This window comes from Micromonospora sp. NPDC047670 (assembly GCF_043204915.1).
In the GTDB taxonomy this organism is placed as follows: domain Bacteria; phylum Actinomycetota; class Actinomycetes; order Mycobacteriales; family Micromonosporaceae; genus Micromonospora.
Genome location: NZ_JBIDDA010000002.1, coordinates 444,104 through 470,704 on the forward strand (window position 1 = coordinate 444,104; position 26,601 = coordinate 470,704).

The window sequence follows — 26,601 nt, forward strand, 5'->3', positions numbered from 1 at the left end:
TGGGTGCTTCTTGGGGCGGGGGGGTTTGGGGGGGCCGTCACGTGTCCACCCCTTTGCCTGGCCGGGGGTCGCTCACACTGGTTTGTTTTTGGGTGGGGGGGGGGGGGGGGGCGCCCGCCCCCGCCCCCACCCCCTTTTTCTCTCCAGACCCTGATGGAGCGTCCCTCCCTTGAACTTCGACGGACTGTTCTCCAACTTCGGAGAACTCACGACGACCGGCCTGACGCAGGGTGCGATCTACGCCCTGGTCGCGCTGGGTTACACGCTGGTCTACGGCGTGCTGAGACTCATCAACTTCGCCCACTCCGAGGTCTTCATCGCCGGCGCGTTCGCCGCGCTGTGGACCTGGAACGGATTCGGCCTCAACCAGGACTCGCAGGTCAGCGGGGTCGGCACGATCATCTTCTACCTGCTGGTGGCGATGCTCGTGGCGGCGGTCGCCTCGGCGGGCACCGCGACGGTGATCGAGCGGGTGGCGTACCGGCCGCTGCGTAAGCGCAACGCCCCGCCGCTGGCCTTCCTCATCACCGCGATCGGCGCGTCCATCGCCATCTCCGAGGCGTTCGGCGTCTGGACCCGCCGCCGCCCGGAGGGCGCGCCGGTGCTGGTCAGCTCCAAGCCGCTGTTCGAGGTCTTCGGCGTGCCGATCGACGCGATCCAGCTGCTGACCCTCGGGTCTGCGCTGGTGATGATGATCGGGCTGGACCTGTTCATCAACCGCAGCCGGGTCGGCCGCGGCATCCGGGCGGTGGCCCAGGACGCCAACACCGCCGCGCTGATGGGCGTGAACAAGGACCGGATCATCATGATGGTCTTCGTCGCCGGTGGCGCGATGGCCGGCGTGGCCGGCCTGCTCTACGACGTGCGGATCCAGACCCTCACCTACAGCGTCGGCTTCCTGCTCGGCCTCAAGGCGTTCACCGCCGCGGTGTTGGGCGGCATCGGCAACCTGCGCGGCGCGCTCCTCGGCGGCCTGCTGCTGGGCGTCGTGGAGAACTACGCCTCCGGCCTGTTCGGCAGCGAGTGGAAGGACTTCGCCGCGTTCGCGCTGCTGGTGGTGTTGCTGATGTTCCGGCCGACCGGTCTGCTGGGTGAGTCGCTGGGGAGGGCACGGGCATGACGACCGTCCTGGAGAAGGTGCGCTCCGGCCGCGAGGCGGCCGGGGAACGGTGGCGCGGCGCGCCGCGCTGGGTGCGCTGGGCGCTGCTGGCCGCGGTGATCGTGTTCTTCTACGCGCTGCCGAACAAGGAGTTCTACCAGTACCTCGGGCCGATCCCGACCCCGGGTGCGAACTTCACGCAGGTGATGTTCACCGTCTCGATCTACGTGCTGCTGGCCGTCGGGCTGAACATCGTGGTCGGCTTCGCCGGCCTGCTCGACCTCGGTTACTTCGGCTTCTTCGCCGTCGGCGCGTACACCGTGGCGGTGCTGACCTCGCCGAGCAGCGACATCAAGACGCTGTGGCCGTGGCTGCTGGCGGTGCCGGTGGCGATCGCGCTGACGATGGTCTCGGGCGTGATGCTCGGTACGCCGACCCTGCGGCTGCGGGGCGACTACCTGGCGCTGGTGACGCTCGGTTTCGCCGAGATGATCCGGATCGGGGCGGTCAGCTCGGAGTTCCTCAAGGGCCAGCGGGGCTTCAACCAGATCCCGCACCCGCCCGGCCAGTACGCCGACGGCAAGCCGGTCTTCGGCGTGCTCGACGCCCGGCCGTACTACTGGCTGGTGCTCACGGTGATCATTCTCGTGGTGATCGGGGTGCGGAACCTGACCCACAGCCGGGTCGGCCGCGCCTGGATCTCCATCCGCGAGGACGAGGACGCGGCGCAGCTGATGGGTGTGCCGACGTTCAAGTTCAAGCTGTGGGCGTTCGCGGCGGGCGCGGCGATCGCCGGCCTGGCCGGCGCGCTCTTCGCGGGCAAGCAGAACTTCGTCAACTCGCAGAACTTCGAGCTGCTGAACTCGATCATCATCCTCGCCGCGGTCATCTTCGGCGGCTCGGGCAACATCGTCGGCGCGATCGTCGGCGGTGGCCTGGTGGCGTACATGATCGAGCGGTTCCGCGGCATCGAGCTGTTCGGCGTCGAGCTGTACGAGTACCGGTTCCTGTTCTTCGGCCTGGTGCTGGTGGTAATGATGATCTTCCGGCCCGAGGGCCTGATCCCGAACCGACGACGTGCGGCGGAGTTCAAGGACCGCCGCAAGGAGGTGACCGTCGGTGAGTGACACCGAGCAGACGCCGGCCGTTCCGGCGCAGGCCGGCGCGCCGGCCGTGGAGGCGGTGCCCACCCGGGAGCCGCTGCTGGAGGTCGACAACGTCACGCTGCGCTTCGGCGGCGTGGTCGCGCTGAACGAGGTGGACTTCACCCTCTACAAGGGGGAGATCCTCGGTCTGATCGGCCCGAACGGCGCCGGCAAGACAACCTGCTTCAACGCGATGACCGGGATCTACCAGCCCACCCAGGGACAGATCCGGTTCCGCGGCGAGAAGATCAGCGGCAAGAAGCGGCACCAGATCACCAAGATGGGCATGGCGCGGACGTTCCAGAACATCCGCCTGTTCCCCGAGATGACCGCTCTGGAGAACGTCCTGGTCGGCGCGGACGCGCACCACAAGACCAGCGTCATCTCCGCGCTGTTCCGCCTGCCGCGGTACTGGAAGGAGGAGCGCGAGGGCCGGGAGAAGGCCGAGCGCCTGCTGGAGTTCGTCGGCATCCGCAAGCGGATGCACGAGTTCGCCCGCAACCTCTCCTACGGCGAGCAGCGGCGGCTGGAGATCGCCCGCGCGCTGGCCACCGACCCGGTGCTGCTCTGCCTGGACGAGCCGGCCGCCGGCTTCAACCCGGCGGAGAAGGAGGAACTGCTCCAGCTCATCCGGCAGATCCGGGACACCGGCGTGACCGTGCTGCTCATCGAGCACGACATGCGCCTGGTCATGGGGGTCACCGACCGGATCGTGGTGCTGGAGTTCGGAAAGAAGATCGCCGAGGGACTGCCCGCCGAGGTGCGGGAGAACCCGAAGGTGATCGCGGCGTACCTGGGGGTGCCGGACGATGCTGCTTGAGATCGACGATGTGAGCCTGCTGTACGGGCGGATCCAGGCGCTGCACGGCATCAGCCTGACGGTGGACGAGGGCGAGATCGTCGCCCTGATCGGCGCCAACGGCGCCGGCAAGTCGACCACGATGCGGGCGATCTCCGGCATCCGGCCGGTGGCCACCGGGAGCATCCGGTTCGACGGTGAGGACATCACCAAGCTCCGGGCCGACCTGCGGGTCAGGCGGGGGCTGTGCCAGGCGCCGGAGGGCCGGGGCATCTTCCCGGGCATGACGGTGCTGGAGAACCTGGACATGGGCGCGTACACGCGGCGGGACCGGGCCGGCATCGCCCAGGACCTCGACCGGGTGTTGAACCTCTTCCCGCGCCTGGCCGAGCGGCGCAAGCAGCCCGGCGGCACCCTCTCCGGCGGCGAGCAGCAGATGCTGGCCGTCGGCCGGGCGCTGATGAGCCGGCCGAAGCTGCTGCTGCTCGACGAGCCCTCGATGGGTCTGGCGCCGATGCTGATCCAGCAGATCTTCGACATCATCACGGAGATCAACGAACAGGGCACCACCATCCTGCTGGTCGAGCAGAACGCCCAGCAGGCCCTGGCCCGCGCACACCGGGCGTACGTGCTGGAGACGGGCCGGATCGTCAAGAGCGGCACCGGCGCGGACCTGCTGCACGACCCGGCGGTCAAAGAGGCATACCTCGGCGTGGCCTGACCTGCCGCCACCCCTCATCGCAAGGAGAACGACATGTTCCACATCACTGGTGGCCGCCGGGCCGTGCTCGGCGCCGCGGGTGCCGCGTTGCTCGCTTTCTCGATCGCCGGTTGCGGTGAGAAGGAGAACACCGAGCAGCCCGGCGCCGGTCCCAGCGTCACCGCCGCCGCCGACTCGGCGCTGGCCGCGAAGGTGCCCGACGCCATCAAGGCCGACGGCGTGATCAAAGTCGGCACCGACTCGACGTACGCCCCGGCGGAGTTCCTGGACGCCGACGGCAAGACGGTCGTCGGCTTCGACGTCGAGCTGTTCAACGCCGTCGCGCAGAAGCTCGGCCTCAAGGCCGAGTACGAGTCGGCGCCGTTCGACTCGATCCTGCCCGGCGTGGACTCGGGCAAGTACGAGATCGGCGTCTCCTCGTTCACGATCAACGCCGAGCGGATGAAGACCGTCAACATGGTCAGCTACTTCTCCGCCGGCACCCAGTGGGCCACGAAGGCCGGCAACCCGGCCAAGGTCGACGCCGAGAACGCCTGCGGCAAGAAGATCGCCGTGCAGGTCGGCACCGTGCAGCTCGACGACATCAAGGCCCGGTCGAAGAAGTGCACCGAGGCCGGCAAGCCGGCGATCACCATCGACCAGTACCAGGCGCAGAGCGACGCCACCGCCGCCGTGGTCAGCGGCAAGGACGACGCCATGCTGGCCGACTCCCCGGTGGGCGCGTACGCGGTGAAGCAGAGCAACGGCCAGCTGGAGCTGCTCGGCGACATCTACGAGTCCGCCCCGTACGGCTACGCGGTGAAGAAGGACCAGGCCGCGTTCGCCGAGGTGCTGAAGGAGGCCGTCGCGGCGGTCATCGCCGACGGCACGTACGAGACCGCGCTGAAGAAGTGGGGCGTCGAGGGCGGCGCCATCACGACCCCGGCGCTGAACCCGACCAGCTGACCATGTCGGTCGAGACAGACACACCCGAGCGGGCACGGCCGGAACCCATCCGCGCCGTGCCCGTGCGGCATCCCGGGCGGTGGGTCGCCGTCGCCGTGATCGGGGTGCTGGTGGCCATGTTCGTCCACCTGCTGGTGACGAACAAGGCGTTCAACTGGTCGTTCATGGTCGACGAGATGTTCCGCCCGCCGATCGTCGAGGGGGTGCGCGGCAGCATCGCGCTGTTGGTGACCTCGATGCTGATCGGTGTCGTGCTGGGCGTCGTCCTCGCCGTCATGCGGCTGTCGGAGAACCCGATCCTGCGCGGCGTCGCCTGGGCGTACACCTGGTTCTTCCGGGCGGTGCCCCGGCTGGTGCTGGCGATCCTCTTCGGCAACCTGGGCATCCTCTGGGCCCGGATCGAGTTCGGCCTGCCCTTCGACCGGCAGATCGGCGCCCTGTTCGGGGTGGACGACTTCGAGGCGCGGCTGTTCGGCTTCTCCTCCGTCGACATCCTCACCGGCTTCGTCGCCGGCATGCTGGCGTTGGGCCTGTCGGAGGCCGCCTACATGGCGGAGATCGTGCGGGCCGGCATCCAGTCGGTCGACGAGGGGCAGACGGAGGCCGCGCAGGCCCTCGGCATGCGGCGCGGGCAGATCCTGCGCCGGATCGTGCTGCCGCAGGCCATGCGGGTGATCGTCCCGCCGACCGGCAACGAGACCATCGCGATGCTCAAGGACACCTCGCTGGTCGCCTTCGTGCCGGTCTCGGCCGAGCTGTTCTTCCAGCTCCGGGCCGTCGGCAGCCGGACCTTCCAGGTCTTCCCGATGTTGGTGGCGGCGACCATCTGGTACCTGCTGCTGACCAGCGTGCTGCTGGTGGGGCAGTACTACCTGGAGCGGCACTTCGCCAAGGGCGTCGGGCGCGGCGGCCGGGCGAGGACCAGGCTGCGCGCGGTCACCGCGGAGAGCGGCGGCAGGATCGGGAAGGTGGACGACGCATGACCGAGCTGACCGTGCCGGCGCAGGCCGGCGAGCCGGCGGTGGAGTCCGGGCCGATGGTCCGGGCCGAGCAGGTGCACAAGTCGTTCGGGTCGATCGAGGTGCTCAAGGGCATCGACCTGGAGGTCCGCAGCGGCGAGGTGTGCTGCCTGCTGGGTCCCTCGGGCTCCGGCAAGTCGACGTTCCTGCGCTGCATCAACCACCTGGAGAAGATCAACGCCGGTCGGATCCGGGTGGACGGCGAGCTGATCGGCTACCGCGAGCGCGGCGGGAAGCTGCACGAGATGCGGGAGAAGGAGGTCGCCGCCCAGCGCCGGGCGATCGGCATGGTGTTCCAGCGGTTCAACCTCTTCCCGCACATGACCGCCCTGCAGAACGTCGCCGAGGCGCCGGTGCTGCTGGGCAGGGAGTCCAGGGCCGCCGCGCGGGACCGGGCCGCCGCCCTGCTGGAGCGGGTGGGGCTGGGCGACAAGCTGGGCAACTATCCCGGCCAGCTCTCGGGCGGCCAGCAGCAGCGGGTGGCGATCGCCCGGGCGCTGGCCATGCAGCCGAAGCTGATGCTCTTCGACGAGCCCACCAGCGCCCTCGACCCGGAGCTGGTCGGCGAGGTGCTCGACGTGATGAAGGACCTGGCCCGCGACGGCATGACGATGATCGTGGTGACCCACGAGATCGGCTTCGCGCGGGAGGTCGGCGACTCGCTGGTCTTCATGGACGGCGGCGTGGTCGTCGAGTCCGGCAACCCGCGCGAGGTGATCGCCAACCCCCGGCACGACCGGACCAAGGCGTTCCTGGCCAAGGTGCTCTGAGCGGGGCTCCGGCGCGGCCCGCCCGGGCCGCGCCGGCGCCCGTGCCGGTGTCCCGGAGTGTCGGGGCGGGCGGCTAGAGTCGCTCGCGTGACAGCTACGACGCCGCGCCTGCTCCTCGTCGACGGACACTCCCTGGCATACCGGGCGTTCTTCGCCCTGCCGGTGGAAAACTTCTCCACCACGACGGGGCAGCCGACCAACGCGGTCTACGGTTTCACGTCGATGCTGATCAACGTGCTGCGCGACGAGCAGCCGACGCACATCGTCGTCGCCTTCGACGTCTCCCGCCGCTCCTTCCGCACCGAGAAGTACGCGGAGTACAAGGCCGGCCGCAGCGAGACCCCGACGGACTTCAAGGGCCAGGTGAGCCTGGTCAAGGAGGTCCTCGCGGCGCTGCGCATCCCGGTGGTGGAGAAGGAGGGCTACGAGGCCGACGACATCATCGCCACCCTCGCCTGCCAGGCCCGCGACCAGGGCATGTCGGTGCTGATCAGCACGGGCGACCGGGACGCCTTCCAGTTGGTCGGCGACCGGATCACCGTGCTCTACCCGCGCAAGGGCGTCTCGGACCTGGCCCGGATGGACCCGGCGGCGATCGAGGCGAAGTACGGCGTCGCCCCCGAGCGCTACCGCGACCTGGCCGCCCTGGTCGGCGAGACCAGCGACAACCTGCCCGGCATCCCCGGCGTCGGCCCCAAGACCGCCGCGAAGTGGATCAACACGTACGGCGGGGTCGACGGGGTCATCGCGCGGGCCGACGAGATCAAGGGCAAGGCCGGCGACAGCCTGCGCGAGCGGCTCGCCGACGTGATCCGCAACTACGAGATCAACTGCCTCGTCTCCGACCTGGAGCTGCCGCTGCGTCCCGAGGACGCCCGCTGGCAGGGGTGGGACCGGGAGGCGGTCCACCAGGTCTTCGACACCCTCGAGTTCCGCATCCTGCGCGACCGGCTCTACCAGTACCTGGAGGCGGTGGAGCCGGAGGCCGAGTCCGGCTTCGACCTCACCGGCGAGGTGCTCACCGCGCCCGGGGCGGTGGCGGGGTGGCTGGAGACGCACGCGCCGGCCGGCACCCCGGTGGGTGTCGCCGTGAAGCTCGACACCGGGCCCAACCGCCGGCACACCGCCACGGTGACCGGCATGGCCCTGGCGACCGCCGGCGGCGCGGCGGCGTGGCTCGACCCCGCCACGCTGGAGCCGGCCGACGAGGCGGCCCTGGCGGCCTGGCTGGCCGACGAGGCGCGGCCCAAGGTGCTGCACGACAGCAAGCCCGCAGTGCTCGCGTTCGCCGCGCACGGCTGGGGTCTGGCGGGCATCCTGCGCGACACCCAGATCGCCGCCTACCTGGCCCGCCCCGACCAGCGCTCCTACGACCTGACCGACCTCGCGCTGCGCTACCTGCACCGCGAGCTGCGGGTCGACGCCCCGGAGACCGGCCAGCTCACCCTCGACGGGCTCGGCAACGACGGCGAGGCGGAGCAGAACCTCATGCTCCAGGCCCGGGCCACCCTCGACCTGGCCGACGCGATCGACGCCGAGCTGTCCCGCGACGGTGAGCAGTCCGCCCGGCTGATGGCCGGGGTGGAGCTGCCGCTGATGCGGGTGCTCGCCGCCATGGAGCGCACCGGCATCGCGGCCGACACGCACTACCTCTCCGAGTTGGAGGCGCACTTCGCCGCCGAGGTGAAGGCTGCCGCGCAGGGGGCGTACGCGGCGGTCGGGCGGGAGTTCAACCTGGGCTCGCCCAAGCAGTTGCAGGAGATCCTCTTCGGCGAGCTGGGCCTGCCCAAGACCAAGAAGATCAAGACCGGCTACACCACCGACGCCGACGCCCTGCAGTGGCTCTACGCGCAGAACCCGCACCCGGTGCTGGCCCACCTGCTGCGCCACCGCGACGTCGCCAAGCTCAAGACGACCGTCGACGGGCTGCTCAAGTCGGTCTCCGACGACGGCCGCATCCACACCACCTTCAACCAGACGGTGGCGGCCACCGGCCGGCTCTCCTCGACCGAGCCCAACCTGCAGAACATCCCGATCCGCACGGAGGAGGGGCGGCGCATCCGCCGCGCCTTCGTGGTCGGGGAGGGCTACGAGTGCCTGCTCACCGCCGACTACAGCCAGATCGAGATGCGGATCATGGCGCACCTGTCGTCGGACGACGCGCTGATCGAGGCGTTCAACTCCGGCGCCGACTTCCACGCCGCCACCGCCTCGTCGGTCTTCGCGGTGCCCCTCGACGAGGTGACCGCCGACCAGCGGCGCAAGATCAAGGCGATGAACTACGGCCTGGCGTACGGGCTGAGCGCGTTCGGCCTCTCCCAGCAGCTCGGCATCACCGCCGAGGAGGCGCGCGGGCTGATGGAGGACTACTTCGCCGGGTTCGGCGGGGTGCGCGACTACCTCCAGGAGGTCGTCGCCCGCGCCCGGCACGACGGCTACACCTCGACCATCCTGGGTCGCCGGCGCTACCTGCCCGACCTGGTCAGCGACAACCGCCAGCGCCGCGAGATGGCCGAGCGGATGGCGCTCAACGCCCCCATCCAGGGTTCGGCGGCCGACATCATCAAGGTGGCCATGCTGCACGTCGACACCGCGCTGCGCGAGGCCGGACTGCGCTCGCGGATGCTGCTCCAGGTGCACGACGAGCTGGTCTTCGAGGTCGCGCCGGGCGAGCGGGAGACCCTGGAGGCGCTGGTGCGGCGGGAGATGGGCGGGGCGTACCCGCTGTCGGTGCCGCTGGAGGTCTCCGTCGGCGAGGGGCGCGACTGGAACAGCGCCGACCACTGACGGGCCGTCGCCGCCGGACGGCGCCCGGTGCCGGTCAGCCCGGCCGGCCGAACGGCGTGGGGCCGCGCGTGGTCGCGGGCTCCACGTCCCGGCGCGGCCGACCGCCGTGCGGCCGCACGCGGTCCCCGGCTCGCCGTCCCGGCGCGGGCGACGTCCGGCCTGCGCGGCTCGGCCTCCCGGCGCGGGCGACGTCCGGCCGTGTGCGGCTCAGCGTCCCGGTCCCCGGCGCTCCTTCGGCGGGGCGCCGTGCCGCTCGAGGGCCTGCCTGGACCGGCCGCCGGGGGCCGGGAGCGGGGCCTTGAGCGGGTCGTGCCCCCAGTTCATCAGGGACCAGCGCCACTTGGTGTTGCGGACGTCGCCCGACGGGCGCTGCGCCATGTGCCGGCGGACGTACCCGACGACCTTGCGCATGTGCCGGTAGTCGCCCTCGGAGAACTCGGTGCGCTTGCGCCGCAGCAGGCCGATGATCTTCCGGCCGGACTCGTGGCCGACCGACTCGCCGCCGCTGGTGCCCTTCTTCCGCCAGCCGACGTGCTTCGACTCGTCGGTCTCCAGCCACCTCGACAGCTCGCCGGGCTTCATGTTGACCGCCTCGGTGAACTCGCGGTATGTGTCCCGGCCCTCGTCAGCCCTGCTCATGGCGCAGCACCTCCGGTCGGTGGGCGACGTCCCGGCCCGAGTCGTCGTTGCGGATCCGGTACTGCGGGTCGTCGGGGGACGCGTTCACGGTGTGCCCGCGCACGTGCGTCCGTTCGGTGATCTTCTCCTTGACCACGCCGTACGCCCGGCCGCTGTGGCTGGCCCACGAGACGTGGTCACCCTCGCGGAACTCGTTCTGCTCGGCCATGCCGCGCGGGTACCCGGCGTCGCCGGGCGGAAACGACGGCACCGAACGTACGGGCCGGAGCGCACGTCGTGTCCGGTCGGTCACGACGCCGGCCGCTCCGCGACGAAGATGGCGGTGCCGGGGAAGAGGCGGCCGCGCAGAGGGCTCCACTGCCCCCAGATCCCCTCGTGCCCCGCGGGCCACTCCGGCTCCACGAGGTCGACCAGGCGGAATCCGGCGCCCACGAGTTCGCGGACCCGGTCGCCGAGCGTGCGGTGCTGCTCGACGTACGTGGCCTCGCCGGTCTCGTCCTGCTCGACGTAGGGGGAACGGTCGAAGTACGAGTGCACGGCCGTCAGCCCGCCCTCGCCGGGGTCGTCGAGGAAGATCCACCGCATCGGGTGGGTCACCGAGAACACCCAGCGGCCGCCGGGACGCAGCACCCGGAACACCTCGCGCATCACCGCCGCCGAGTCGGCCACGAACGGGATCGCCCCGAACGCCGTGCAGGCGGTGTCGAACGCGCCGTCGGCGAAGGGCAGCGCCAGCGCGTCGGCCTGCACCAGCGGCACGCGTACGCCGGTGCGTCCGGCGGCGAGCGCGGCGTGCCGCAACATGCCGGCGGAGAGGTCCATCGCGACCGGCCGGGCGCCCCGCGTGGCCAGCCACCGCGCGGCGGCCGCGGCGCCGCAGCCGACCTCCAGCACCCGCCGCCCGGTCAGCTCGCCCAGCAGCCGTACGTCCGCCTCGCGCACCCCCTCGGGGCACCAGACGAAGTCCACGTCCCCGAGGAAGCCGCCGTGCTCGGCCTGGTAGTCGTCCGCGTCGGCGTCCCACCAGCGGCGGTTGGCCCGGCGGGCCTCGGCGTCGGCCACCCGGCGCCGGGTCACCCGGCTGTCGTCATCCACCCGCTCACGCTAGGCCCCGGGCCCACCCGGCGCGACGGCGGGCGGCCGGCCCCCGGGGGTGCGGCGCGATGTGGGCGGCGCTACCGTCTCGGTTGGGACGGTTGTGACGGAGGCGACACCTGAGGCTGCTTCCTGCCGATATCTCCGCTTTCGCAGGTGGCGCGGCGGCGAGAGGACGGGAGGGCTTGCACGCTGTGGTAATGCAGCGGGTAGGCTAGACGATGCGCTCGCGGATCGTGTGCCTCGGCAGGGAGCAGGTGCGCGGTCTCCGGGACCACTGGCGGAGTTACTCCATGATCTCACTCGATCTATCGGTGTGCCCGGCGACGGATCCGCTGGCGCGAACAGGTCACCGCGACACCAGCCTGCTGTGACACACCATCCGACCGGAGCAACCGCCCACATGACGAGCAGCATCGAGGCCCCCTCGAGCGCCACCCGGGTCACCCACGACGATCTCGGTTCCGAGGAAGCTTTCCTCGCCGCCATCGACGAGACCATCAAGTACTTCAACGACGGCGACATTGTCGAAGGCACCGTCGTCAAGGTCGATCGGGACGAGGTCCTGCTCGACATCGGCTACAAGACCGAGGGTGTCATCCCCTCTCGGGAGTTGTCGATCAAGCACGACGTGGACCCGGCCGAGGTCGTTTCGGTTGGTGACCACATCGAGGCCCTGGTCCTCCAGAAGGAGGACAAGGAGGGTCGTCTGATCCTCTCCAAGAAGCGGGCGCAGTACGAGCGGGCCTGGGGCACCATCGAGAAGATCAAGGACGAGGACGGCGTCGTCCGCGGCTCGGTCATCGAGGTGGTCAAGGGTGGCCTCATCCTCGACATCGGGCTGCGCGGCTTCCTGCCCGCCTCCCTGGTCGAGATGCGTCGCGTGCGGGACCTGCAGCCGTACGTCGGCCGCGAGCTCGAAGCCAAGATCATCGAGCTGGACAAGAACCGCAACAACGTGGTCCTGTCCCGCCGGGCCTGGCTGGAGCAGACGCAGTCCGAGGTGCGCACCGAGTTCCTCAACAAGCTGCAGAAGGGCCAGGTCCGCAAGGGCGTCGTGTCCTCGATCGTCAACTTCGGCGCGTTCGTCGACCTGGGCGGCGTGGACGGCCTCGTGCACGTCTCCGAGCTGTCCTGGAAGCACATCGACCACCCGTCCGAGGTCGTCGAGGTGGGCCAGGAGGTCGAGGTCGAGGTCCTGGACGTCGACCTGGACCGCGAGCGGGTCTCGCTGTCGCTGAAGGCGACGCAGGAGGACCCGTGGCGTCAGTTCGCCCGCACCCACGCGATCCAGCAGATCGTGCCGGGTAAGGTCACCAAGCTGGTGCCGTTCGGCGCCTTCGTCCGGGTGGACGACGGCATCGAGGGCCTGGTCCACATCTCCGAGCTGGCCGAGCGCCACGTGGAGATCCCGGAGCAGGTCGTCCAGGTGGGTTCCGAGGTCATGGTCAAGGTCATCGACATCGACCTGGAGCGCCGCCGGATCTCGCTGTCGCTCAAGCAGGCCAACGAGGGCTTCGTCGAGGGCGAGGAGCACTTCGACCCGACCCTCTACGGCATGGCCGCGACCTACGACGCCGAGGGCAACTACATCTACCCGGAGGGCTTCGACCCGGAGACGGGCGAGTGGCTCGAGGGGTACGAGAAGCAGCGCGAGACCTGGGAGCAGCAGTACGCCGAGGCGCGCCAGCGCTGGGAGGCCCACACCAAGCAGGTGCAGACCTCCCGGGCCGCCGACGCCGAGGCCGCTGCCAACCCGGCTCCGGCCGTCACCGGTGGCACCACCACCTCGACCAGCGCGGCCCCGAGCCGCCAGGCCGAGGAGCCGGCCGGCACCCTGGCCACCGACGAGGCGCTCGCCGCTCTGCGGGAGAAGCTCGCCGGCGGCAAGTGACCCGCTGAACGACGGAAGGGCCCCGTCCCCGCGATCGCGAGATCGCCGGGGGCGGGGCCCCTCCGTCTGCCCGCACCGGCCCGCCGGACCACCGCGTCACGTCGTCCGTGGCCGTGGTGGGCGGCTCACCGGGTCGGCCACGGCGGCGAGCGGGTTGGTCGTCGTTGCGCCTACGCGCCCGAAGCGGCGGCGATGGTGACCGGCTGCCTCAGGATGGTGCGTTGCTTCTCCGGTGCGACCCTGCGGAAGTCGCTGAGGTAGATCTCGTGGTGTCTGCCGGCCATCCGCAACCCGTTGCCCGGCACGAACTCGTGGTGCAGTCGCGCCAGCACCTCGGCTTCGTCGTCGAAGGAACCGAGGTGCAGCGTCTGCACGCACCGCCCCTCGGACAGCGTCTCCAGCCGGGTGTCGTCGAGCCGCGACGGGCGGTTCCTGGCCCCGACCTGTTCGACGGCGGCGGCGAACATGTCCTTGTCGATCCAGTCCGGGACCATGATCATCAGCGTCCAGTCCCACCGTGACTTGTCGCGTGCCGCGGTGAAGGACGCCATGTCCTCGGCCCACCACAGGCCCTCCAGGGGCGGGACGACGTAGTCGCGTCCGAGGTCCCGTTTGCTGGCGAACTTCAGCTTGTAGGCAACCGGGTAGAGGGCTTCGACGGCGGCGGTGAACGCCGGTGAGGTGTTCGGGTCGCCGTGGCCGTCGACCATGAGGTATTGCGTGTCGGGGACGTCCAGGACCCGGAACCGGCCCCGGGTGGCCTGGTAGGCGTCAAGGGTCCTCTTGAAGTCAGTCTTGTCCGTCATCGGGCACCTGGGCTCGGGCGGCGAGCCACTGCCTTTCTGCCTCCAGGAGGCACAGCGAGTACGAGAACACCTCACGCGCCGGTGGCGGGAGGGGGGCTTGCGCCTGCCGCGCCGCCCGGACCGACTCGATGCGGGCTTCCACCCGCGCGAGCCGGGTGCGCAGCGCCTGTGCGTACTCCCGGTCGGAGAGCAGGGGCAGGTTGGCGACGCCGACGAGGAGCGGGTGCGGGACCGGCCGCGGTTCCTCGATGAGGGCCAGCGCCGTGCGCGCCGCGACCTCTCGGCCCTCGGCGGTGGCATGGAAGACGCGGCGGGACTTCGGGGCGGCGGGGGTTTCGGGAACGTGGACCAGGCCGCGCTTCTCCAGCTTGGCGAGCAGGTAGTAGATCGAGGAGAAGCCGACGTCGGACCACTGCCGGATGCCGCGTTGCTCGATCACCCGCTCCAGGTCGTAGCCGTGCCGGGCGCGTTCGATGACCAAGCCGAGCACGGTCAGCTCGGCGGGCGTCAGTTCCACGGGCATATCCTACTACTAGGATAGCGAGGATCCCGCCGGGTGATCCCGCGGATGTCTCCCAGGGGCGGGTCGCCGGGCGGAAGGGCCCGGCCGGGCGACCCGGTGCCGCCGGTGCGGTGGCGATCCGGTTGACTGGTGCCGTGCTGAAGGTGGGACTGACCGGGGGAATCGGGTCCGGCAAGAGCGCCGTGGCGAGCCGGCTGGCCGAGTGCGGCGCCGTGGTGATCGACTCCGACCGCGTGGCCCGGGAGGTGGTCGCGCCGGGCACGGAGGGGCTGGCCGAGATCGTCGCGGCCTTCTCCGACCGGATCCTCGCCGCCGACGGCGCCCTCGACCGGGCGGCGCTGGGCGCGCTGGTCTTCGCCGACGAGACGGCACGCCGCCGACTGGAGGCCATCACCCACCCGCGCGTCCGGCAGCGGACCGCCGAGCTGGCCGCCGCGGCGGGGCCGGACGCGATCGTGGTCAACGACGTGCCGCTGCTGGTGGAGGTGGGGCTCGCACCCACGTACCACCTGGTGGTCGTGGTGCAGACGGCGGTGGCCACCCGGTTGGCGCGGCTGGCCCGCGACCGGGGGATGGACCGGGCGGAGGCCGAGCGGCGGATGGCCGCGCAGGCCGACGACGCCCGGCGGCGGGCCGTGGCCGACGTGGTGCTGGCCAACGACGGCAGCCTCGCCGACCTGCACGCGGCGGTCGACGCGCTGTGGCACGAGCGGCTGGTGCCCTTCGAGGCCAACCTGCGCGCGCGACGGCCGGTGCGCCCGCACCGCGTCGAGCTGACGGAGGCAGACCCGACCTGGCCGCGGCAGTACGCCCGGCTCGCCAGCCGGATCCGGCACGCGGTGGCCCCCGCCGACCCGCGGCTCGACCACATCGGCTCGACCGCGGTCCCGGGTCTCGCCGCCAAGGACGTGATCGACATCCAGCTCACCGTCCCCACCCTCGCCGACGCGGACGGACCGCTGGCCGAGCGCCTCGCGGCGGCCGGTTTCCCGCGTCTGCCCGGCGACTGGTGGGACAACCCCCGCCCGCCCGGCAGCGGGCGGTGGGAGAAGCGGCTGCACGGCAGCGCCGACCCGGGCCGCCCCGTGCACCTGCACGTCCGCGCGGTGGACTCGCCGGGCTGGCGGTACGCGCTGCTGACGCGCGACCACCTGCGCGCCGATCCGGACCAGCGGGCCGCCTACCTGCTGCTCAAGCGGGAGCTGGCCGCCTCGGCCCCGGACAGCGTCGCCTACACCACCGCGAAGGACCCCTGGTTCGACGAGGAGCACCTGCGCGCCGAGGAGTGGGCGGCGCGGACCGGCTGGCGGCCCTGACCGGTCACCGACCGGCGGCCGACGCCTTCGCACGCTGTGGCGCGGGCCCGACCGGGGGCAGCCGGGGCACCGCGCCGGGGGTCAGGTCGAGCTGGGCCCAGGTGCCCAACCGGGTCCGCAGCTCCAGCCGCCGCAGCACGCCGGTCCGGTCGATCCAGTAGCGCAACAACGTCCGCGACGCGCGCAGCTCGACCACGTCGACGGTCTCGCCGGCGAGGCTGTCCCCGCGCACCCGCAGGGCGCCGCCGCGCTGGTCGGGCGGCCGGGCGGCCCGCAGCGCCGCGTCGAGCAGCAGGCCCAGGTCGTCGGCGCGCGTCGGGTCGGCCCGCCAGCCCCGGGTCGGGGGCGGCAGCGGCGGCCGGCCTGGTGCTTCCACGCTGCCCGGGACCGTCGCGGCGGGCACCTCCGCCCGCGCCACGCCGGCGGCGTCGACGCGCAGCAGCGCCCGGCGCTCCGGTGCGCCGAGGTCGGCGACGGTCACGTACGCGGCCCGTTCCGTCCAGCTCACCCAGCCGGCGCCGCGCAGGTTGGTGGCGACGGCGAGGGGCGCGGAGAGGGTGACGGCGGCGCCACCGGCGGCGCGGAGCCGGGCGGGCAACCGGTCCAGCCGGCCCCGCTCGGCGACGGTCAGGGCACGGGGCTGTCCGGGACGGCCGCCGAGGGCGTCGACCGGCCGCAGCGTGGGCCGGTCCGTGCGGGTCAGTTGCACGGTGACCGGCCCGAGGCCCGGCAGCCCCGTCTCCAGCCGGTGCAGGCGGGCGTCGCGGTCCAACCAGTAGCGCGGCTGGTCGGTGGTCCCGGCGGGCGGCGGCGCGCCGGGGTCGGGCGGCGGCGCCTGGAGGATGTCGACCGGCTCCGCCCCGACCGTGGCGCGCCCCACCCACCGGGCGGCTTCCGCGGGCGGCTCGGGGCGGTCCGCGCCGAGCCGGAAGAGCAGGTCGAGCAGGGCGGCGAGCCCCCGCCCGGCGGACGGGTCGTGCAGCCGCCACCGGTCGGCCGGCGGCACCAGCGGCGGCGGCGCGGGGGTCGGCACCGCCGACGGGTCGGGGCGTAGCACGGCCACGCCCGGGGTGGCCTGCAGCAGACCCCGCTCGGCGCCCGCGCCGGGCCCGCCGACGTCCAGGTAGACCAGCGGTCGCGACCAGTCGACCCAGCCCACGAGTTCGGTGCGCGCCGGCCCGGTGCCGGCCGTCACGCGTACCCCGGCCCGCAGGTCGCGGTAGTTGGTGACCCGCATCGCGGCGAGCCGCTCGCGCTCCTCGCCGGTCAGCGCGCGCGGCGGCTCCGGCCCGTCCGGCGCCCAGCTCACCAGCCCCACGACGAGCGCCGTCGCGGAGAGCACGGCCACGGCCGCGAGCGCCAGCAGGGTGGTGCGCCGGCGGCCGGCCACCAGCCGCGGGATGCTTCCGGTGGAAGCGTCGTCGTGCGGGGGGCGGTCCGGCGGCGCGACGGTGCGCTCGGTACGGGCGGCGGAGGTCTCCACGGAGGGTTGAACGGGATTCACCGTCGCGGGGTGACGAGCAGGGGCGCTCGCGGCGGCCGGTCAGCGCCTCGGGCGCGACCACGTCGGGTGCGCACGCCGGGCGTGCCGGGTGCTGCGACCCCTGTGCCGGGAGCGGGCCGGCCGCTGAGGGCCTGGCCGCCTGCCCGGTCGGCCGCCGCGAGCGGCCTACACCGAGAGCGTAGTCCGGTGAGATGGGCCACACAATGGCGATATCGAAGCCGATCAGGGACCGCCCGTAGTCGGCGCGGGGTGTCGGACCCCCGGCGTACCGTTGAGGTCATGGCGCTCGACATTCCCCGGCTCGACGGCCGCTTCCAGGTCGTCAGTGAGTTCCAGCCGGCCGGTGACCAGCCGGCCGCGATCGACGACCTGGAGCGCCGGGTCCGGCGCGGCGACCGCAACACGGTGCTGCTCGGCGCGACCGGCACCGGCAAGAGCGCCACCACCGCGTGGCTGATCGAGCGGCTGCAGCGCCCGACCCTGGTGCTCGCCCCGAACAAGACGCTCTGCGCGCAGCTCGCCAAGGAGTTCAGCGAGCTGCTGCCGCACAACGCGGTGGAGTATTTCGTCTCCTACTACGACTACTACCAGCCCGAGGCCTACATCCCGCAGACCGACACCTACATCGAGAAGGACTCCTCGGTCAACGAGGAGGTCGAGCGGCTGCGGCACTCGGCGACCATGTCGCTGCTCACCCGTCGCGACGTGATCGTCGTGGCGACCGTCTCGGCGATCTACGGCCTGGGCACCCCGGAGGAGTACCTCGACCGGGCCGTCCGGGTCGCGGTGGGCCAGGAGCTCGACCGCGATCAGCTGCTGCGCCGCCTGGTCGACATCCAGTACACGCGCAACGACATGGCCTTCAACCGGGGCACCTTCCGGGTCCGCGGCGACACGCTGGAGATCATCCCGGCGTACGAGGAGCTGGCGGTCCGCGTCGAGCTCTTCGGCGACGAGGTGGAGAAGCTCTACTACCTCAACCCGCTGACCGGCGACGTGGTCAGGGAGGTCGACCAACTGGTCATCTTCCCGGCCACCCACTACGCGGCCGGCCCGGAGCGGATGGAGCGGGCGATCCGCGACATCGAGGCGGAGCTGGCCGAACGGCTGGCCGAGCTGGAGCGGCAGGGCAAGCTGCTGGAGGCCCAGCGGCTGCGCATGCGCACGACCTACGACATCGAGATGATGCGGCAGGTCGGGTTCTGCTCGGGCATCGAGAACTACTCGATGCACATGGACGGGCGGCTGCCCGGCAGCCCGCCGCACTGTCTGCTCGACTACTTCCCCGACGACTTCCTGACGGTCGTCGACGAGTCGCACGTGACGATCCCGCAGATCGGCGGCATGTACGAGGGCGACGCGTCCCGCAAGCGGATGCTGATCGACCACGGCTTCCGGCTGCCCAGCGCGGCCGACAACCGGCCCCTGCGGTTCGACGAGTTCCTGGAGCGGGTCGGCCAGATGGTCTTCCTGTCCGCCACGCCCGGCCCGTGGGAGCTGGAGCAGGCCCAGGGCGAGTTCGTCGAGCAGGTGATCCGGCCCACCGGGCTGATCGACCCCGAGGTCGTCGTCAAGCCCACCAAGGGCCAGATCGACGACCTGATGCACGAGATCAAGCTGCGCACCGAGCGCGACGAGCGGGTGCTGGTCACCACGCTGACCAAGAAGATGGCCGAGGACCTCTCCGACTACCTGCTGGAGAACGGCATCCGGGTGCGCTACCTGCACTCCGAGGTCGACACGCTGCGCCGGGTGGAGCTGCTGCGGGAGCTGCGCAAGGGCGACTACGACGTCCTGGTCGGCATCAACCTGCTCCGGGAGGGCCTCGACCTGCCCGAGGTGTCGCTGGTCGCCATCCTGGACGCCGACAAGGAGGGCTTCCTGCGCAGCGGCCGGTCGCTGATCCAGACCATCGGCCGGGCGGCCCGGAACGTCTCCGGTCAGGTCCACATGTACGCCGACAAGATCACCCCGTCGATGGCGGACGCGATCGAGGAGACCGACCGCCGGCGGGCCAAGCAGATCGCGCACAACGAGGCGCACGGCATCAGCCCCGAGCCCCTGCGCAAGAAGATCCACGACATCCTCGACGACATCTACCGCGAGGCGGAGGACACCGAGAACAGCCGGGTCGGCGGCGCGGTGCGGCAGCTCTCCCGGGGCAAGGCGCCGGTCAAGGAGACCCGCAGCCGCAGCCGGGCCGGCGGCGCCGGGCCGGCGCGGGAGGGGATGGCCCGGGCCGAGCTGGCCCAGCTCATTCAGGAACTCAACGACCAGATGCTGGCCGCGGCGCGTGAGCTGCAGTTCGAGCTGGCCGCCCGGATCCGCGACGAGGTCGCCGACCTGAAGAAGGAACTGCGTGGCATGGACGCGGCCGGCGTGAAGTGACTTCCGGGCGTCGCCGGCGCGGGGCGGCGGCGCCCCCCCCCGGCCCCCCCGGGGGGCCGGGGGGGGCGCGGGGGGCCCGCCCCCCCCCCCCCCGGGGGGGGGGGGGCGCCGCGGGGGGGGGGGGGGGGCGGGGGGGCGCGGGGCGGCCCCCCCCCCCCCCCCCCCCCCCCCCCCCCCCCCCCCCCCCCCCCCGACCGGGCCCCGCGGGCGGTCCGGCGGTGACGACGGGAATCCGTCACCGCACCGCCGTGGCGTGGCGGGAACGCCTGGTCGGTCGGCGCGTGCCGGCGCTGGCCGGCGCGCGGCGGGCGCGCTCGGTGCACGGGGGCGACAGCGTCTCGGTTGCGGTACGCGAGCGAACTATTGCGCTGGGTGATCGTCCTGCGTACTCTCCCTCGGTGGGGAGGCGGGGATGCCGTTGCCAACGAGTCCGGTCATTCGACGCGCGCGGTTGGGCGCCGAGCTGCGCCAGTTGCGCCGGCGGGAGTCGCTCACGCTGGAGCAGGTCTGCGACCGGCTCGGTTGGGCCTCCACCTCGAAGCTGTCCCGCATCGAGTTGGGGCAGAGCCGGCCCGACCTCGCCGACGTGCTCGACCTGCTCGACGTCTACGACGTGCCGCCGCCGCAGCGGGACGCGCTCATCGTCATCGCCCGCGACGCGGCCACCAGCCGGGGCTGGTGGAAGGCGCTGGGGGAGATGGGCGAGCGGCAGCGCACCTACGCCGAGCTGGAGGCCGGGGCGGCGACCATCGTGGACTGGCAGCCCGCCGTGGTGCCGGGGCTGCTCCAGACCCCGGCGTACGCGCGGCTGCGGATCGCCGCCGGGCGGCTGCTCGACCCGACGGTCGACGTGGAGGCCGACGTGCGGGCCCGCGCGATGCGGCACGAGGTGCTGCGCCGCGCCGACCCGCCCCGCTACACGGCGGTGCTCGCCGAGGCGGCCTGCGAGGCCGGCGACACCCCGCCGCAGGTGTGGCGCGAGCAGGTGCGGCACCTGGTCGACCTGGCCGGGCTGCCGCACGTGACGATCCGGCTGCTGCCCCGGGGCGTCTCCCCGCGGGGCGGGGCGCAGCCGCTCACGCCGTACTCCTGCTATTCGTTTCCTGACCCGGCCGACCCGCGCACGGTGATGCTGGAGGCGCTGACCACCGACGTGCGGCTGGTGACGGCGGCCGACGTCGACCGGTACGAGCAGCTCACCGACTGGCTGCTCGACGCGGCCCTCGGCCCGGCGGAGACCGTCGCGGCGTTGACCCGGCACTGCGGGGAGTGAGCCGGGACCGGCAGCCCGGCCCCGTCGGACTCCGGCACGCCGCGCGGCCACCGGGCCCGGCGCCCCCGAGCCCGTCGGGACCGGCGGCCGGCGCGTGCACGGCGCAGGGTAGGACAGGGGTACGACAGCCTCAGGCCGGCACGTCCACGAAGTGCTCGACCAGCGGCGGGTTGGCGAAGTGCGGGCCGATCAGCGCCCGCCACTGCGGGAAGCGCTCGGTGCCCCGGAAATTCTCCTCGTGCGCCTCGACCGAGTCCCACTCGACCAGCAGCACGAACCGTGACGGGGACTCGACGCCCCGCGTCATCCGCACCGACCGGCAGCCCGGCGTCCCGGCGAGCACCGGGTGCCCCTTGGCGTACGCGGCGGCGAACTCGTCCTCGTGTCCCGGCAGTACGTCGATGAGCGCGACCTCAAGCACCATGCCCGCAGCCTTTCACGTCGGTGTGCCGGCCGGGCGTGGCGGGGGACTGTTCCCGGTGGTCGGACGGATCTAGGGTGGGCGCGCTGGGGGCCGGGGCCGGCCGCCACCGGTCGTGGAGAGGGAGCGGCATGATCGACTGGCTCACCGGCACGGCGTTCACCGTGGCGGACACCGGCACCACCCGGGGGGAGCTGCTGGGCTTCGCCACGGGGGTGCTCAACGTGTGGCTGGTGGCCCGGCAGCGGATCGCCAACTGGCCGGTCGGCATCGCCAACGTCCTGCTGCTGATGCTGCTGTTCTGGACCGCCGGCCTGTACGCCGACGCCGGCCTCCAGGTCGTCTACGTCGGCCTGGGCCTCTACGGCTGGTGGGCGTGGCTCTACGGCGGCGAGCGGCGTACCCGGCTCACGGTCACCCGGACCGGCCGCCGGGAGTGGTGGGCGCTCGGCATCGCCGGGGTGGCGCTGACCAGCGCCCTGTGGGCGCTGCTGGACGGGGTCACCGACTCGACGGTGCCGCTGCCGGACGCGCTGACCACCGCGCTGTCGCTGCTGGCGACGTACGGGCAGACCCGCAAGCGGGTGGAGAGCTGGTGGCTCTGGATCGCCGCCGACGTGATCTACATCCCGCTGTACGCCTACAAGGGCCTGTACCTCACGGCGGCGCTCTACCTGGTCTTCCTCGGGCTCTGCGTGCTCGGGCTGCGCGAGTGGCGGGCGGACCTGCGGCGCGGCGCCGCCGCGACGCCGGTGCCGCCCGGCCCGGCTCCGGTGTCGGCGTGAGCGCGGGGACGCCCGCCGTCCCGGGCGGACCGGCGGCGCCGGAGTTCCGGCACGGGCTGGTGGTGGGGAAGTTCTATCCGCCGCACGCGGGTCACCACGCGCTGATCGAGGCCGCCGCCGCCCGCTGCGCGGCCGTCACCGTGGTGGTGGCCCCGTCGCGCCGGGAGTCGATTCCGCTCGCCCCGCGGCTGGACTGGCTGCGCGAGGTGCACGCGGGCACGCCGTGGGTCCGCTTCGTCGGCCGGCACGACGACCACCCGGTGGACTACGCCGACCCGACGGTGTGGGACCTGCACTGCGCCGTGTTCCGCGAGGCGCTGGGCGGGCGGCGGGTCGACGCCGTCTTCTCCTCCGAGGCGTACGGCGAGGAACTGGCCCGGCGCTTCGACGCCGTCGGGGTGTGCGTGGATCCGGGGCGGCGGAGCGTGCCGGTCTCCGGGACGGCGGTGCGCGCCGACCCGGCGGGCCACTGGGACCGGCTCAGCGCGCCGGTGCGGGCCTGGTTCGTGCGGCGGGTGGTGGTGCTCGGCGCCGAGTCCACCGGCACCACCACGATGGCTGCCGCCCTCGCGGCCCACTACGGCACCCGCTGGGTCCCGGAGTACGGCCGGGAACTGACCGAGCGGAAGCTGGCCCGGCTGCGCGAGCGGGACCCGGCGGCCACGATCTTCGACGTGACGTGGGACCGCGACGACTTCGCCGAGGTGGTGCGGGAACAGCAGGCGGCGGAGGACGCCGCGGCCCGCTCGTGCGGCCCGCTGCTGTTCTGCGACACGGACGCCCGGGCGACCGCGGTCTGGGAGGAGCGCTACCTCGGGTCGACCTCGGCGCGGGTGCGCGCGGCGGCCCGCCGGCCTGCGCTGTACCTGCTGACCGACCACGTGGGGGTGCCCTTCGACGACGACGGGCTGCGCGACGGCGAGCGGCTGCGGCCGTGGATGACCGCGCGGTTCCGGGCGGAGCTGGCCGGCTGTGGCGTGCCGGTGGTCGAGCTGGCCGGCCCGCATCCGCGGCGACTGGCGCGCGCGGTGGCGGCCTGCGACGCGCTGCTCGCGGCCGGCTGGTCGCTGGCGGATCCGGTGGCGCCCGCCGGGCCCCCCGCCGATCCGGCGGCCGTCGACCCGTCACACCTAGCCTCCTAGGACGGCTTACGGGTGGTGCGCCCCGTCTCGCCGGAAGGGCCAGGATCGAGCGGTTGATGCCCGCGTCACCCGGAAAGGCCGCGCACGGTGATGCGGAAGCGTCGCCGGCCGGGGAGGGTGGGGGAGGACACCGACAGCCCGAGGTGCGGTGACTGGGCGTGGTGGGCAAGAATGGCGGACGAGGAGGGGAGTATTCCCCCGCGACGGAGTCGTCAGCACGGTCGAGCGCCACCCCCGGTGCGCGACCCGGCTCCGTCGGTCACCGCCCCCAGGGACGGTGACGGAAGAGACCTCCGACAGTCACCAGAGTCAGCGTCACCGGCACACCGCGCCCACCGAGGGCGTACGGTGTGCCCGTCGTTGCGTGTCTGCCGGAGGAATGAACCTTGGACGTGTCCGGACTGGTCTGGGCGGGGACCCTCGTCGTACTGACCGCGATCCTGCTCGTGGATCTGCTGATCATCGGTCGGCGGCCGCACGAGCCGAGCGTGCGTGAGTCGAGCCTGTGGGTCGGCTTCTACGTCGCCCTGGCCCTGATCTTCGGCGCCGGCGTCTGGCTCGCCTCCGGGGCGAGCGCGGCGGGGCAGTTCTACACCGGCTGGCTGACCGAGTACAGCCTCTCGGTCGACAACCTCTTCGTCTTCGTGATCATCATGGCGCGCTTCGGCGTGCCCCGGAAGTACCAGCAGAAGGTGCTGCTCGTCGGCATCGTGCTCGCGCTGGTCATGCGGGGCGGCTTCATCGCCGCCGGCGCCGCGCTGATCTCCCAGTTCTCCTGGGTGTTCTACATCTTCGGCGCGTTCCTCATCTACACCGCGATCAACCTCGCCCGACAGGGCGAGCCGGACGAGGACGAGTTCACCGAGAACGTGCTGATCCGGTGGAGCCGCAAGGCGCTGCCGATCTCCCGGGACTACGACGGCGCCCGGCTGACCACCCACACGCCGAAGGGCAAGCGGGTCTTCACCCCGATGCTGATCGTCATGATCGCCATCGGCACCACCGACCTGATCTTCGCGCTGGACTCGATCCCGGCGATCTTCGGCATCACCCAGGAGCCGTACCTGGTCTTCACCGCCAACGTCTTCGCGCTGATGGGTCTGCGGCAGCTCTACTTCCTGCTCGGCGGCCTGCTGGACCGGTTGATCTACCTCAGCTACGGCCTGGCCGTGGTGCTCGGCTTCATCGGCGTCAAGTTGGTGCTGGAGGCGCTCGCCGACAACAACCTGCCGTTCATCAACGGCGGGGAGCACGTCTCCTGGGCCCCGCACATCCCGATCTGGCTCTCGCTGACGATCATCCTCGGCACCCTCGCCGTGGCCACCGCGGCCAGCCTCGTCAAGTCCTCCCGGGATCGACGCCGGATGCTGGCCAAGGCCAGCCACTGACGCGTACCCGACGCGACGAGGGGGCGCTCCCGGCCGGGAGCGCCCCCTCGTGCCGTACGGGGGTCAGACCCGGTGCGCGCCGACCAGGGTGGCGGTGCGCTCGGCCGGCAGTCGCTCCTCCAGCACCCGGCGCTGCCGGTAGCAGGCGTGCAGCATCCGCCGGTCGTCGTCGGGTCCCGGCTCGGCGGTGACGATGCCGATGTGGTGGATCTTCCGTCCGGGCCGGGCGAAGAAGTAGAGGTCGCCGGGGCGTTCCGTGCCCAGCGGCACCGGCGTGGTCGCCGCCGCCTGGTCGTCGGCGTCGCGCGGCAGCAGCACGCCGAGTCGCCGCCAGGCCAGGTGGACCAGGCCGGAGCAGTCGATGCCGTACGCCGACACCCCGCCCCAGATGTAGACCACGTCGAGCAGCCGTTGGGCGACGGCCAGCACCTCCCCGGCCGACGGGGGCGTGGTGGGGACCGGCACGGCGTGGGCGGCGGGCAGCCAGAGCGGGTCGGCGTGACCGGGCGCGTGCACGGGGCGCCAGCCGTCGACCGGCGGGCCGGCCGGGACCAGCCGGGTGCCGAGCACCACCCCGGGCACCGCCTCGGCCCCGCCCGGCGCCGTCCGCAGGGCGGTGACGGTGGCGTCGACCACGAGCGGCTCGGCGTCGGGGACGACCGCGTCGGGGACGAGCTGCTCGGCGGGCAGCCAGCCGGGGTAGCCGCGCGGGTGCAGCTTGGCGGCCGGCTGCTCGACGGCGACCACGTGCGCCCAGCCGTCCGGGCGGACCTCGGTGACGTGCACCCGCTCGCCGAGCAGCAGTTGGCTCAGCACGCAGTCACCGACCTGCTGGTCGGTGTCCATGCCGGCGATCCAGCCGGCGATGTCGGTGCGCGCGGCGAGGGCGGGGCGGTCGACGGCCCGTACGGCCTCGGGGGAGGTCCAGAGGGTCGCGACGGCGACACGGACCACGGCCTCCCGGCCCGGTTGCAGCTCCACGTCCACCCCCAGCTCGGTTGTCCCCCGCGACCCTATGAAAGTTTCCGTCGGGCATCAATCACGAGACTGCATCTTTACTTCAGTCACGGACGTCACGCCGAGCCCCGGCGCGTCCGGCAGGACGACGGTCGCGCCGTCGTACCGGAGGCCGCCCCGCACCGGCGACCAGGCCAGCCACCAGGCGGCGTCCAGGTCGGCGACGGCCGTGGTGCGGTAGGCGGCGACCAGGCTGGCGGCGGCGCCGATGCCCACCTGGCTCTCCATCATCGACCCGACGATCGTGCCGAGGCCGTGCGCGGCGGCCAGGTCGAGCAGGGTCCGGGCGGGGTGCAGGCCGCCGCACTTGGCGAGCTTGACGTTGACCATGTCGGCGGCCCGGCGGCGGATCACCTCGACCAGGTCCCGCACGCCGAAGACCGACTCGTCGGCGAGGATCGGCACCTCCACCCGGTCGCTGACCCAGGCCAGCCCGTCGAGGTCCCAGCGGGGGACGGGTTGCTCGACCAGTTCCACGTCGAGCCCCGCGTCCTCGACGCCTCGGATCACCCGGACCGCCTCGCGTGGGGTCCACCCCTGGTTGGCGTCGAGCCGGATCCGCACGTCCGGGCCGACCGCCGCCCGCACGGCGCGGACCCGCTCCAGGTCGCCGGCGGCGTCGGTGCCCACCTTCATCTTGAGCACGCCGAAGCCCTCGGCCTGCCGCTGCCGGGCCGCCGCCGCCAGGTCCACGGCGTCGCCCGCGGCGAGCGTGACGTCCGTGGGGACCCGCAGGCCCGTGCCGCCCAGCAGTCGCACCAGCGGTACCCCGAGCCGCCGCGCCGCCAGGTCGTGCAGCGCGACGTCGACGGCCGCCTTCGCCGCCTCGTTGCCGGCGACGGCGCGCTGCACCTCGGTGCACCGGGCCACCAGGTCGTCGGGGTCGCGGCCGGTGAGCGCCGGGCCGAGCAGGTCGCGGACGCACGCCTCGGAGCCGGCGACCGAGGCGCCGGTCACCTGCCACACCTGGGGCGCCTCGCCGTAGCCGGAGCGGCCGTCGGCGTCGACGACCTCCACCACCAGGGTCTCCACGGTGGTCGTGCGGCGCAGCGCGGTGACGAACGGGGTGTGCAGGGGCGCGGAGAGCCGGTGGGTGCGTACCGCGGCGATCGTCATGTGGGGCAC

General features: G+C 72.7%; 24 protein-coding genes. 15 read left to right on the forward strand and 9 right to left on the reverse strand.

Features of this window, described 5'->3' with window-relative positions; genetic code table 11:
• Nucleotides 1-169: 169 nt before the first annotated feature.
• From ACGF7U_RS06660 to polA, 8 genes are all read left to right on the forward strand, one after another.
• A complete protein-coding gene (locus ACGF7U_RS06660; protein WP_393103655.1) occupies nucleotides 170-1,120 on the forward strand; it encodes a branched-chain amino acid ABC transporter permease in 951 nt (316 codons plus the stop codon).
• Nucleotides 1,117-2,226 (forward strand): branched-chain amino acid ABC transporter permease, encoded by a 1,110-nt coding sequence (locus ACGF7U_RS06665; RefSeq protein WP_393103657.1) that lies wholly within the window; start codon nucleotides 1,117-1,119, stop codon nucleotides 2,224-2,226. Before ACGF7U_RS06660 ends, ACGF7U_RS06665 begins: the two co-directional genes overlap by 4 nt.
• Nucleotides 2,219-3,064 carry an ABC transporter ATP-binding protein gene (locus ACGF7U_RS06670; RefSeq protein WP_393103659.1) on the forward strand — a complete coding sequence of 282 codons (846 nt, stop codon included), beginning with the start codon at nucleotides 2,219-2,221 and terminating at the stop codon, nucleotides 3,062-3,064. Before ACGF7U_RS06665 ends, ACGF7U_RS06670 begins: the two co-directional genes overlap by 8 nt.
• Entirely contained in the window at nucleotides 3,054-3,764 is a 711-nt protein-coding gene (locus ACGF7U_RS06675; protein ID WP_393103661.1) for an ABC transporter ATP-binding protein, read from the forward strand. The genes ACGF7U_RS06670 and ACGF7U_RS06675 overlap by 11 nt, the downstream gene beginning before the upstream one ends.
• Before the next feature lie 33 nt (nucleotides 3,765-3,797).
• Entirely contained in the window at nucleotides 3,798-4,709 is a 912-nt protein-coding gene (locus ACGF7U_RS06680; RefSeq protein ID WP_393103663.1) for an ABC transporter substrate-binding protein, read from the forward strand.
• A gap of 2 nt (nucleotides 4,710-4,711) precedes the next feature.
• Nucleotides 4,712-5,692 (forward strand): amino acid ABC transporter permease, encoded by a 981-nt coding sequence (locus tag ACGF7U_RS06685; RefSeq protein WP_393103665.1) that lies wholly within the window; start codon nucleotides 4,712-4,714, stop codon nucleotides 5,690-5,692.
• A complete protein-coding gene (locus ACGF7U_RS06690) occupies nucleotides 5,689-6,498 on the forward strand; it encodes an amino acid ABC transporter ATP-binding protein (RefSeq protein WP_393103667.1) in 810 nt (269 codons plus the stop codon). The genes ACGF7U_RS06685 and ACGF7U_RS06690 overlap by 4 nt, the downstream gene beginning before the upstream one ends.
• A gap of 87 nt (nucleotides 6,499-6,585) precedes the next feature.
• Nucleotides 6,586-9,285, forward strand: a complete 2,700-nt coding sequence (gene polA / locus ACGF7U_RS06695) for a DNA polymerase I (RefSeq protein ID WP_393103669.1) — start codon at nucleotides 6,586-6,588, stop codon at nucleotides 9,283-9,285.
• Between the two features lie 207 nt (nucleotides 9,286-9,492).
• On the opposite strand, the gene ACGF7U_RS06700 is transcribed toward polA, so the two are convergent.
• The 3 genes from ACGF7U_RS06700 to ACGF7U_RS06710 form a co-directional block, all read right to left on the reverse strand.
• Nucleotides 9,493-9,924, reverse strand: coding sequence for a DUF3140 domain-containing protein (locus ACGF7U_RS06700; RefSeq protein ID WP_393103671.1), 432 nt, complete (start codon nucleotides 9,922-9,924; stop codon nucleotides 9,493-9,495).
• Nucleotides 9,911-10,132, reverse strand: coding sequence for a DUF2945 domain-containing protein (locus ACGF7U_RS06705; RefSeq protein ID WP_393103673.1), 222 nt, complete (start codon nucleotides 10,130-10,132; stop codon nucleotides 9,911-9,913). The genes ACGF7U_RS06700 and ACGF7U_RS06705 overlap by 14 nt, the downstream gene beginning before the upstream one ends.
• Nucleotides 10,133-10,212: 80 nt before the next feature.
• On the reverse strand, nucleotides 10,213-11,019 hold the full coding sequence (locus ACGF7U_RS06710) for a class I SAM-dependent methyltransferase (RefSeq protein ID WP_393103675.1): 807 nt from the start codon (nucleotides 11,017-11,019) through the stop codon (nucleotides 10,213-10,215).
• A gap of 403 nt (nucleotides 11,020-11,422) precedes the next feature.
• On the opposite strand from ACGF7U_RS06710, the gene rpsA reads away from it, so the two are divergent.
• On the forward strand, nucleotides 11,423-12,913 hold the full coding sequence (rpsA, locus tag ACGF7U_RS06715) for a 30S ribosomal protein S1 (RefSeq protein ID WP_091105097.1): 1,491 nt from the start codon (nucleotides 11,423-11,425) through the stop codon (nucleotides 12,911-12,913).
• 170 nt (nucleotides 12,914-13,083) lie between these two features.
• Here the strand turns inward: rpsA and ACGF7U_RS06720 are convergent, their stop codons facing one another.
• Both ACGF7U_RS06720 and ACGF7U_RS06725 read right to left on the reverse strand, forming a co-directional pair.
• Complete coding sequence (locus ACGF7U_RS06720; RefSeq protein WP_393103677.1) at nucleotides 13,084-13,719, reverse strand: GyrI-like domain-containing protein; 636 nt, start codon at nucleotides 13,717-13,719, stop codon at nucleotides 13,084-13,086.
• Nucleotides 13,703-14,236: a PadR family transcriptional regulator gene (locus ACGF7U_RS06725; RefSeq protein ID WP_393103679.1), complete on the reverse strand. Its 534-nt coding sequence runs from the start codon at nucleotides 14,234-14,236 to the stop codon at nucleotides 13,703-13,705. The genes ACGF7U_RS06720 and ACGF7U_RS06725 overlap by 17 nt, the downstream gene beginning before the upstream one ends.
• A 140-nt stretch (nucleotides 14,237-14,376) precedes the next feature.
• Between ACGF7U_RS06725 and coaE the strand changes: the two genes are divergently transcribed.
• Nucleotides 14,377-15,558 carry a dephospho-CoA kinase gene (coaE, locus tag ACGF7U_RS06730; RefSeq protein ID WP_393103681.1) on the forward strand — a complete coding sequence of 394 codons (1,182 nt, stop codon included), beginning with the start codon at nucleotides 14,377-14,379 and terminating at the stop codon, nucleotides 15,556-15,558.
• A gap of 4 nt (nucleotides 15,559-15,562) precedes the next feature.
• On the opposite strand, the gene ACGF7U_RS06735 is transcribed toward coaE, so the two are convergent.
• Nucleotides 15,563-17,041: a hypothetical protein gene (locus ACGF7U_RS06735; protein ID WP_393103683.1), complete on the reverse strand. Its 1,479-nt coding sequence runs from the start codon at nucleotides 17,039-17,041 to the stop codon at nucleotides 15,563-15,565.
• Between the two features lie 300 nt (nucleotides 17,042-17,341).
• On the opposite strand from ACGF7U_RS06735, the gene uvrB reads away from it, so the two are divergent.
• Both uvrB and ACGF7U_RS06745 read left to right on the forward strand, forming a co-directional pair.
• Complete coding sequence (gene uvrB / locus ACGF7U_RS06740) at nucleotides 17,342-19,450, forward strand: excinuclease ABC subunit UvrB (protein ID WP_393103685.1); 2,109 nt, start codon at nucleotides 17,342-17,344, stop codon at nucleotides 19,448-19,450.
• Nucleotides 19,451-19,862: 412 nt separating this feature from the next.
• Nucleotides 19,863-20,723 (forward strand): helix-turn-helix domain-containing protein, encoded by an 861-nt coding sequence (locus tag ACGF7U_RS06745; protein WP_393103687.1) that lies wholly within the window; start codon nucleotides 19,863-19,865, stop codon nucleotides 20,721-20,723.
• Between the two features lie 130 nt (nucleotides 20,724-20,853).
• On the opposite strand, the gene ACGF7U_RS06750 is transcribed toward ACGF7U_RS06745, so the two are convergent.
• Entirely contained in the window at nucleotides 20,854-21,147 is a 294-nt protein-coding gene (locus tag ACGF7U_RS06750) for an antibiotic biosynthesis monooxygenase family protein (RefSeq protein ID WP_393103690.1), read from the reverse strand.
• A 128-nt stretch (nucleotides 21,148-21,275) separates the two neighbouring features.
• Here ACGF7U_RS06750 and pnuC point away from each other — a divergent pair, with 128 nt between their 5' ends.
• From pnuC to ACGF7U_RS06765, 3 genes are all read left to right on the forward strand, one after another.
• On the forward strand, nucleotides 21,276-21,929 hold the full coding sequence (gene pnuC / locus ACGF7U_RS06755) for a nicotinamide riboside transporter PnuC (protein ID WP_393103692.1): 654 nt from the start codon (nucleotides 21,276-21,278) through the stop codon (nucleotides 21,927-21,929).
• Nucleotides 21,926-23,071: an AAA family ATPase gene (locus ACGF7U_RS06760; RefSeq protein WP_393103694.1), complete on the forward strand. Its 1,146-nt coding sequence runs from the start codon at nucleotides 21,926-21,928 to the stop codon at nucleotides 23,069-23,071. The genes pnuC and ACGF7U_RS06760 overlap by 4 nt, the downstream gene beginning before the upstream one ends.
• 386 nt (nucleotides 23,072-23,457) lie before the next feature.
• Complete coding sequence (locus tag ACGF7U_RS06765; RefSeq protein WP_393103696.1) at nucleotides 23,458-24,459, forward strand: TerC family protein; 1,002 nt, start codon at nucleotides 23,458-23,460, stop codon at nucleotides 24,457-24,459.
• A 63-nt stretch (nucleotides 24,460-24,522) separates the two neighbouring features.
• Here ACGF7U_RS06765 and ACGF7U_RS06770 read toward each other — a convergent pair whose 3' ends face one another.
• Complete coding sequence (locus ACGF7U_RS06770) at nucleotides 24,523-25,440, reverse strand: NlpC/P60 family protein (protein WP_393103698.1); 918 nt, start codon at nucleotides 25,438-25,440, stop codon at nucleotides 24,523-24,525.
• Nucleotides 25,441-25,494: 54 nt separating this feature from the next.
• A complete protein-coding gene (locus tag ACGF7U_RS06775; protein WP_393103700.1) occupies nucleotides 25,495-26,592 on the reverse strand; it encodes a mandelate racemase/muconate lactonizing enzyme family protein in 1,098 nt (365 codons plus the stop codon).
• Nucleotides 26,593-26,601 lie beyond the last annotated feature (9 nt).

What these genes read in the sequence shown, in the direction of transcription:
- ACGF7U_RS06665 (WP_393103657.1), top strand. Translation starts at nt 1,117, where the DNA reads ATGACGACCGTCCTGGAGAAGGTGCGCTCCGGCCGCGAGGCGGCCGGG.
- ACGF7U_RS06675 (WP_393103661.1), top strand. Translation starts at nt 3,054, where the DNA reads ATGCTGCTTGAGATCGACGATGTGAGCCTGCTGTACGGGCGGATCCAG.
- ACGF7U_RS06680 (WP_393103663.1), top strand. Translation starts at nt 3,798, where the DNA reads ATGTTCCACATCACTGGTGGCCGCCGGGCCGTGCTCGGCGCCGCGGGT.
- ACGF7U_RS06685 (WP_393103665.1), top strand. Translation starts at nt 4,712, where the DNA reads ATGTCGGTCGAGACAGACACACCCGAGCGGGCACGGCCGGAACCCATC.
- ACGF7U_RS06690 (WP_393103667.1), top strand. Translation starts at nt 5,689, where the DNA reads ATGACCGAGCTGACCGTGCCGGCGCAGGCCGGCGAGCCGGCGGTGGAG.
- ACGF7U_RS06700 (WP_393103671.1), bottom strand. Translation starts at nt 9,924, where the DNA reads ATGAGCAGGGCTGACGAGGGCCGGGACACATACCGCGAGTTCACCGAG.
- ACGF7U_RS06705 (WP_393103673.1), bottom strand. Translation starts at nt 10,132, where the DNA reads ATGGCCGAGCAGAACGAGTTCCGCGAGGGTGACCACGTCTCGTGGGCC.
- rpsA (WP_091105097.1), top strand. Translation starts at nt 11,423, where the DNA reads ATGACGAGCAGCATCGAGGCCCCCTCGAGCGCCACCCGGGTCACCCAC.
- ACGF7U_RS06720 (WP_393103677.1), bottom strand. Translation starts at nt 13,719, where the DNA reads ATGACGGACAAGACTGACTTCAAGAGGACCCTTGACGCCTACCAGGCC.
- uvrB (WP_393103685.1), top strand. Translation starts at nt 17,342, where the DNA reads ATGGCGCTCGACATTCCCCGGCTCGACGGCCGCTTCCAGGTCGTCAGT.
- ACGF7U_RS06745 (WP_393103687.1), top strand. Translation starts at nt 19,863, where the DNA reads ATGCCGTTGCCAACGAGTCCGGTCATTCGACGCGCGCGGTTGGGCGCC.
- ACGF7U_RS06750 (WP_393103690.1), bottom strand. Translation starts at nt 21,147, where the DNA reads ATGGTGCTTGAGGTCGCGCTCATCGACGTACTGCCGGGACACGAGGAC.
- pnuC (WP_393103692.1), top strand. Translation starts at nt 21,276, where the DNA reads ATGATCGACTGGCTCACCGGCACGGCGTTCACCGTGGCGGACACCGGC.
- ACGF7U_RS06775 (WP_393103700.1), bottom strand. Translation starts at nt 26,592, where the DNA reads ATGACGATCGCCGCGGTACGCACCCACCGGCTCTCCGCGCCCCTGCAC.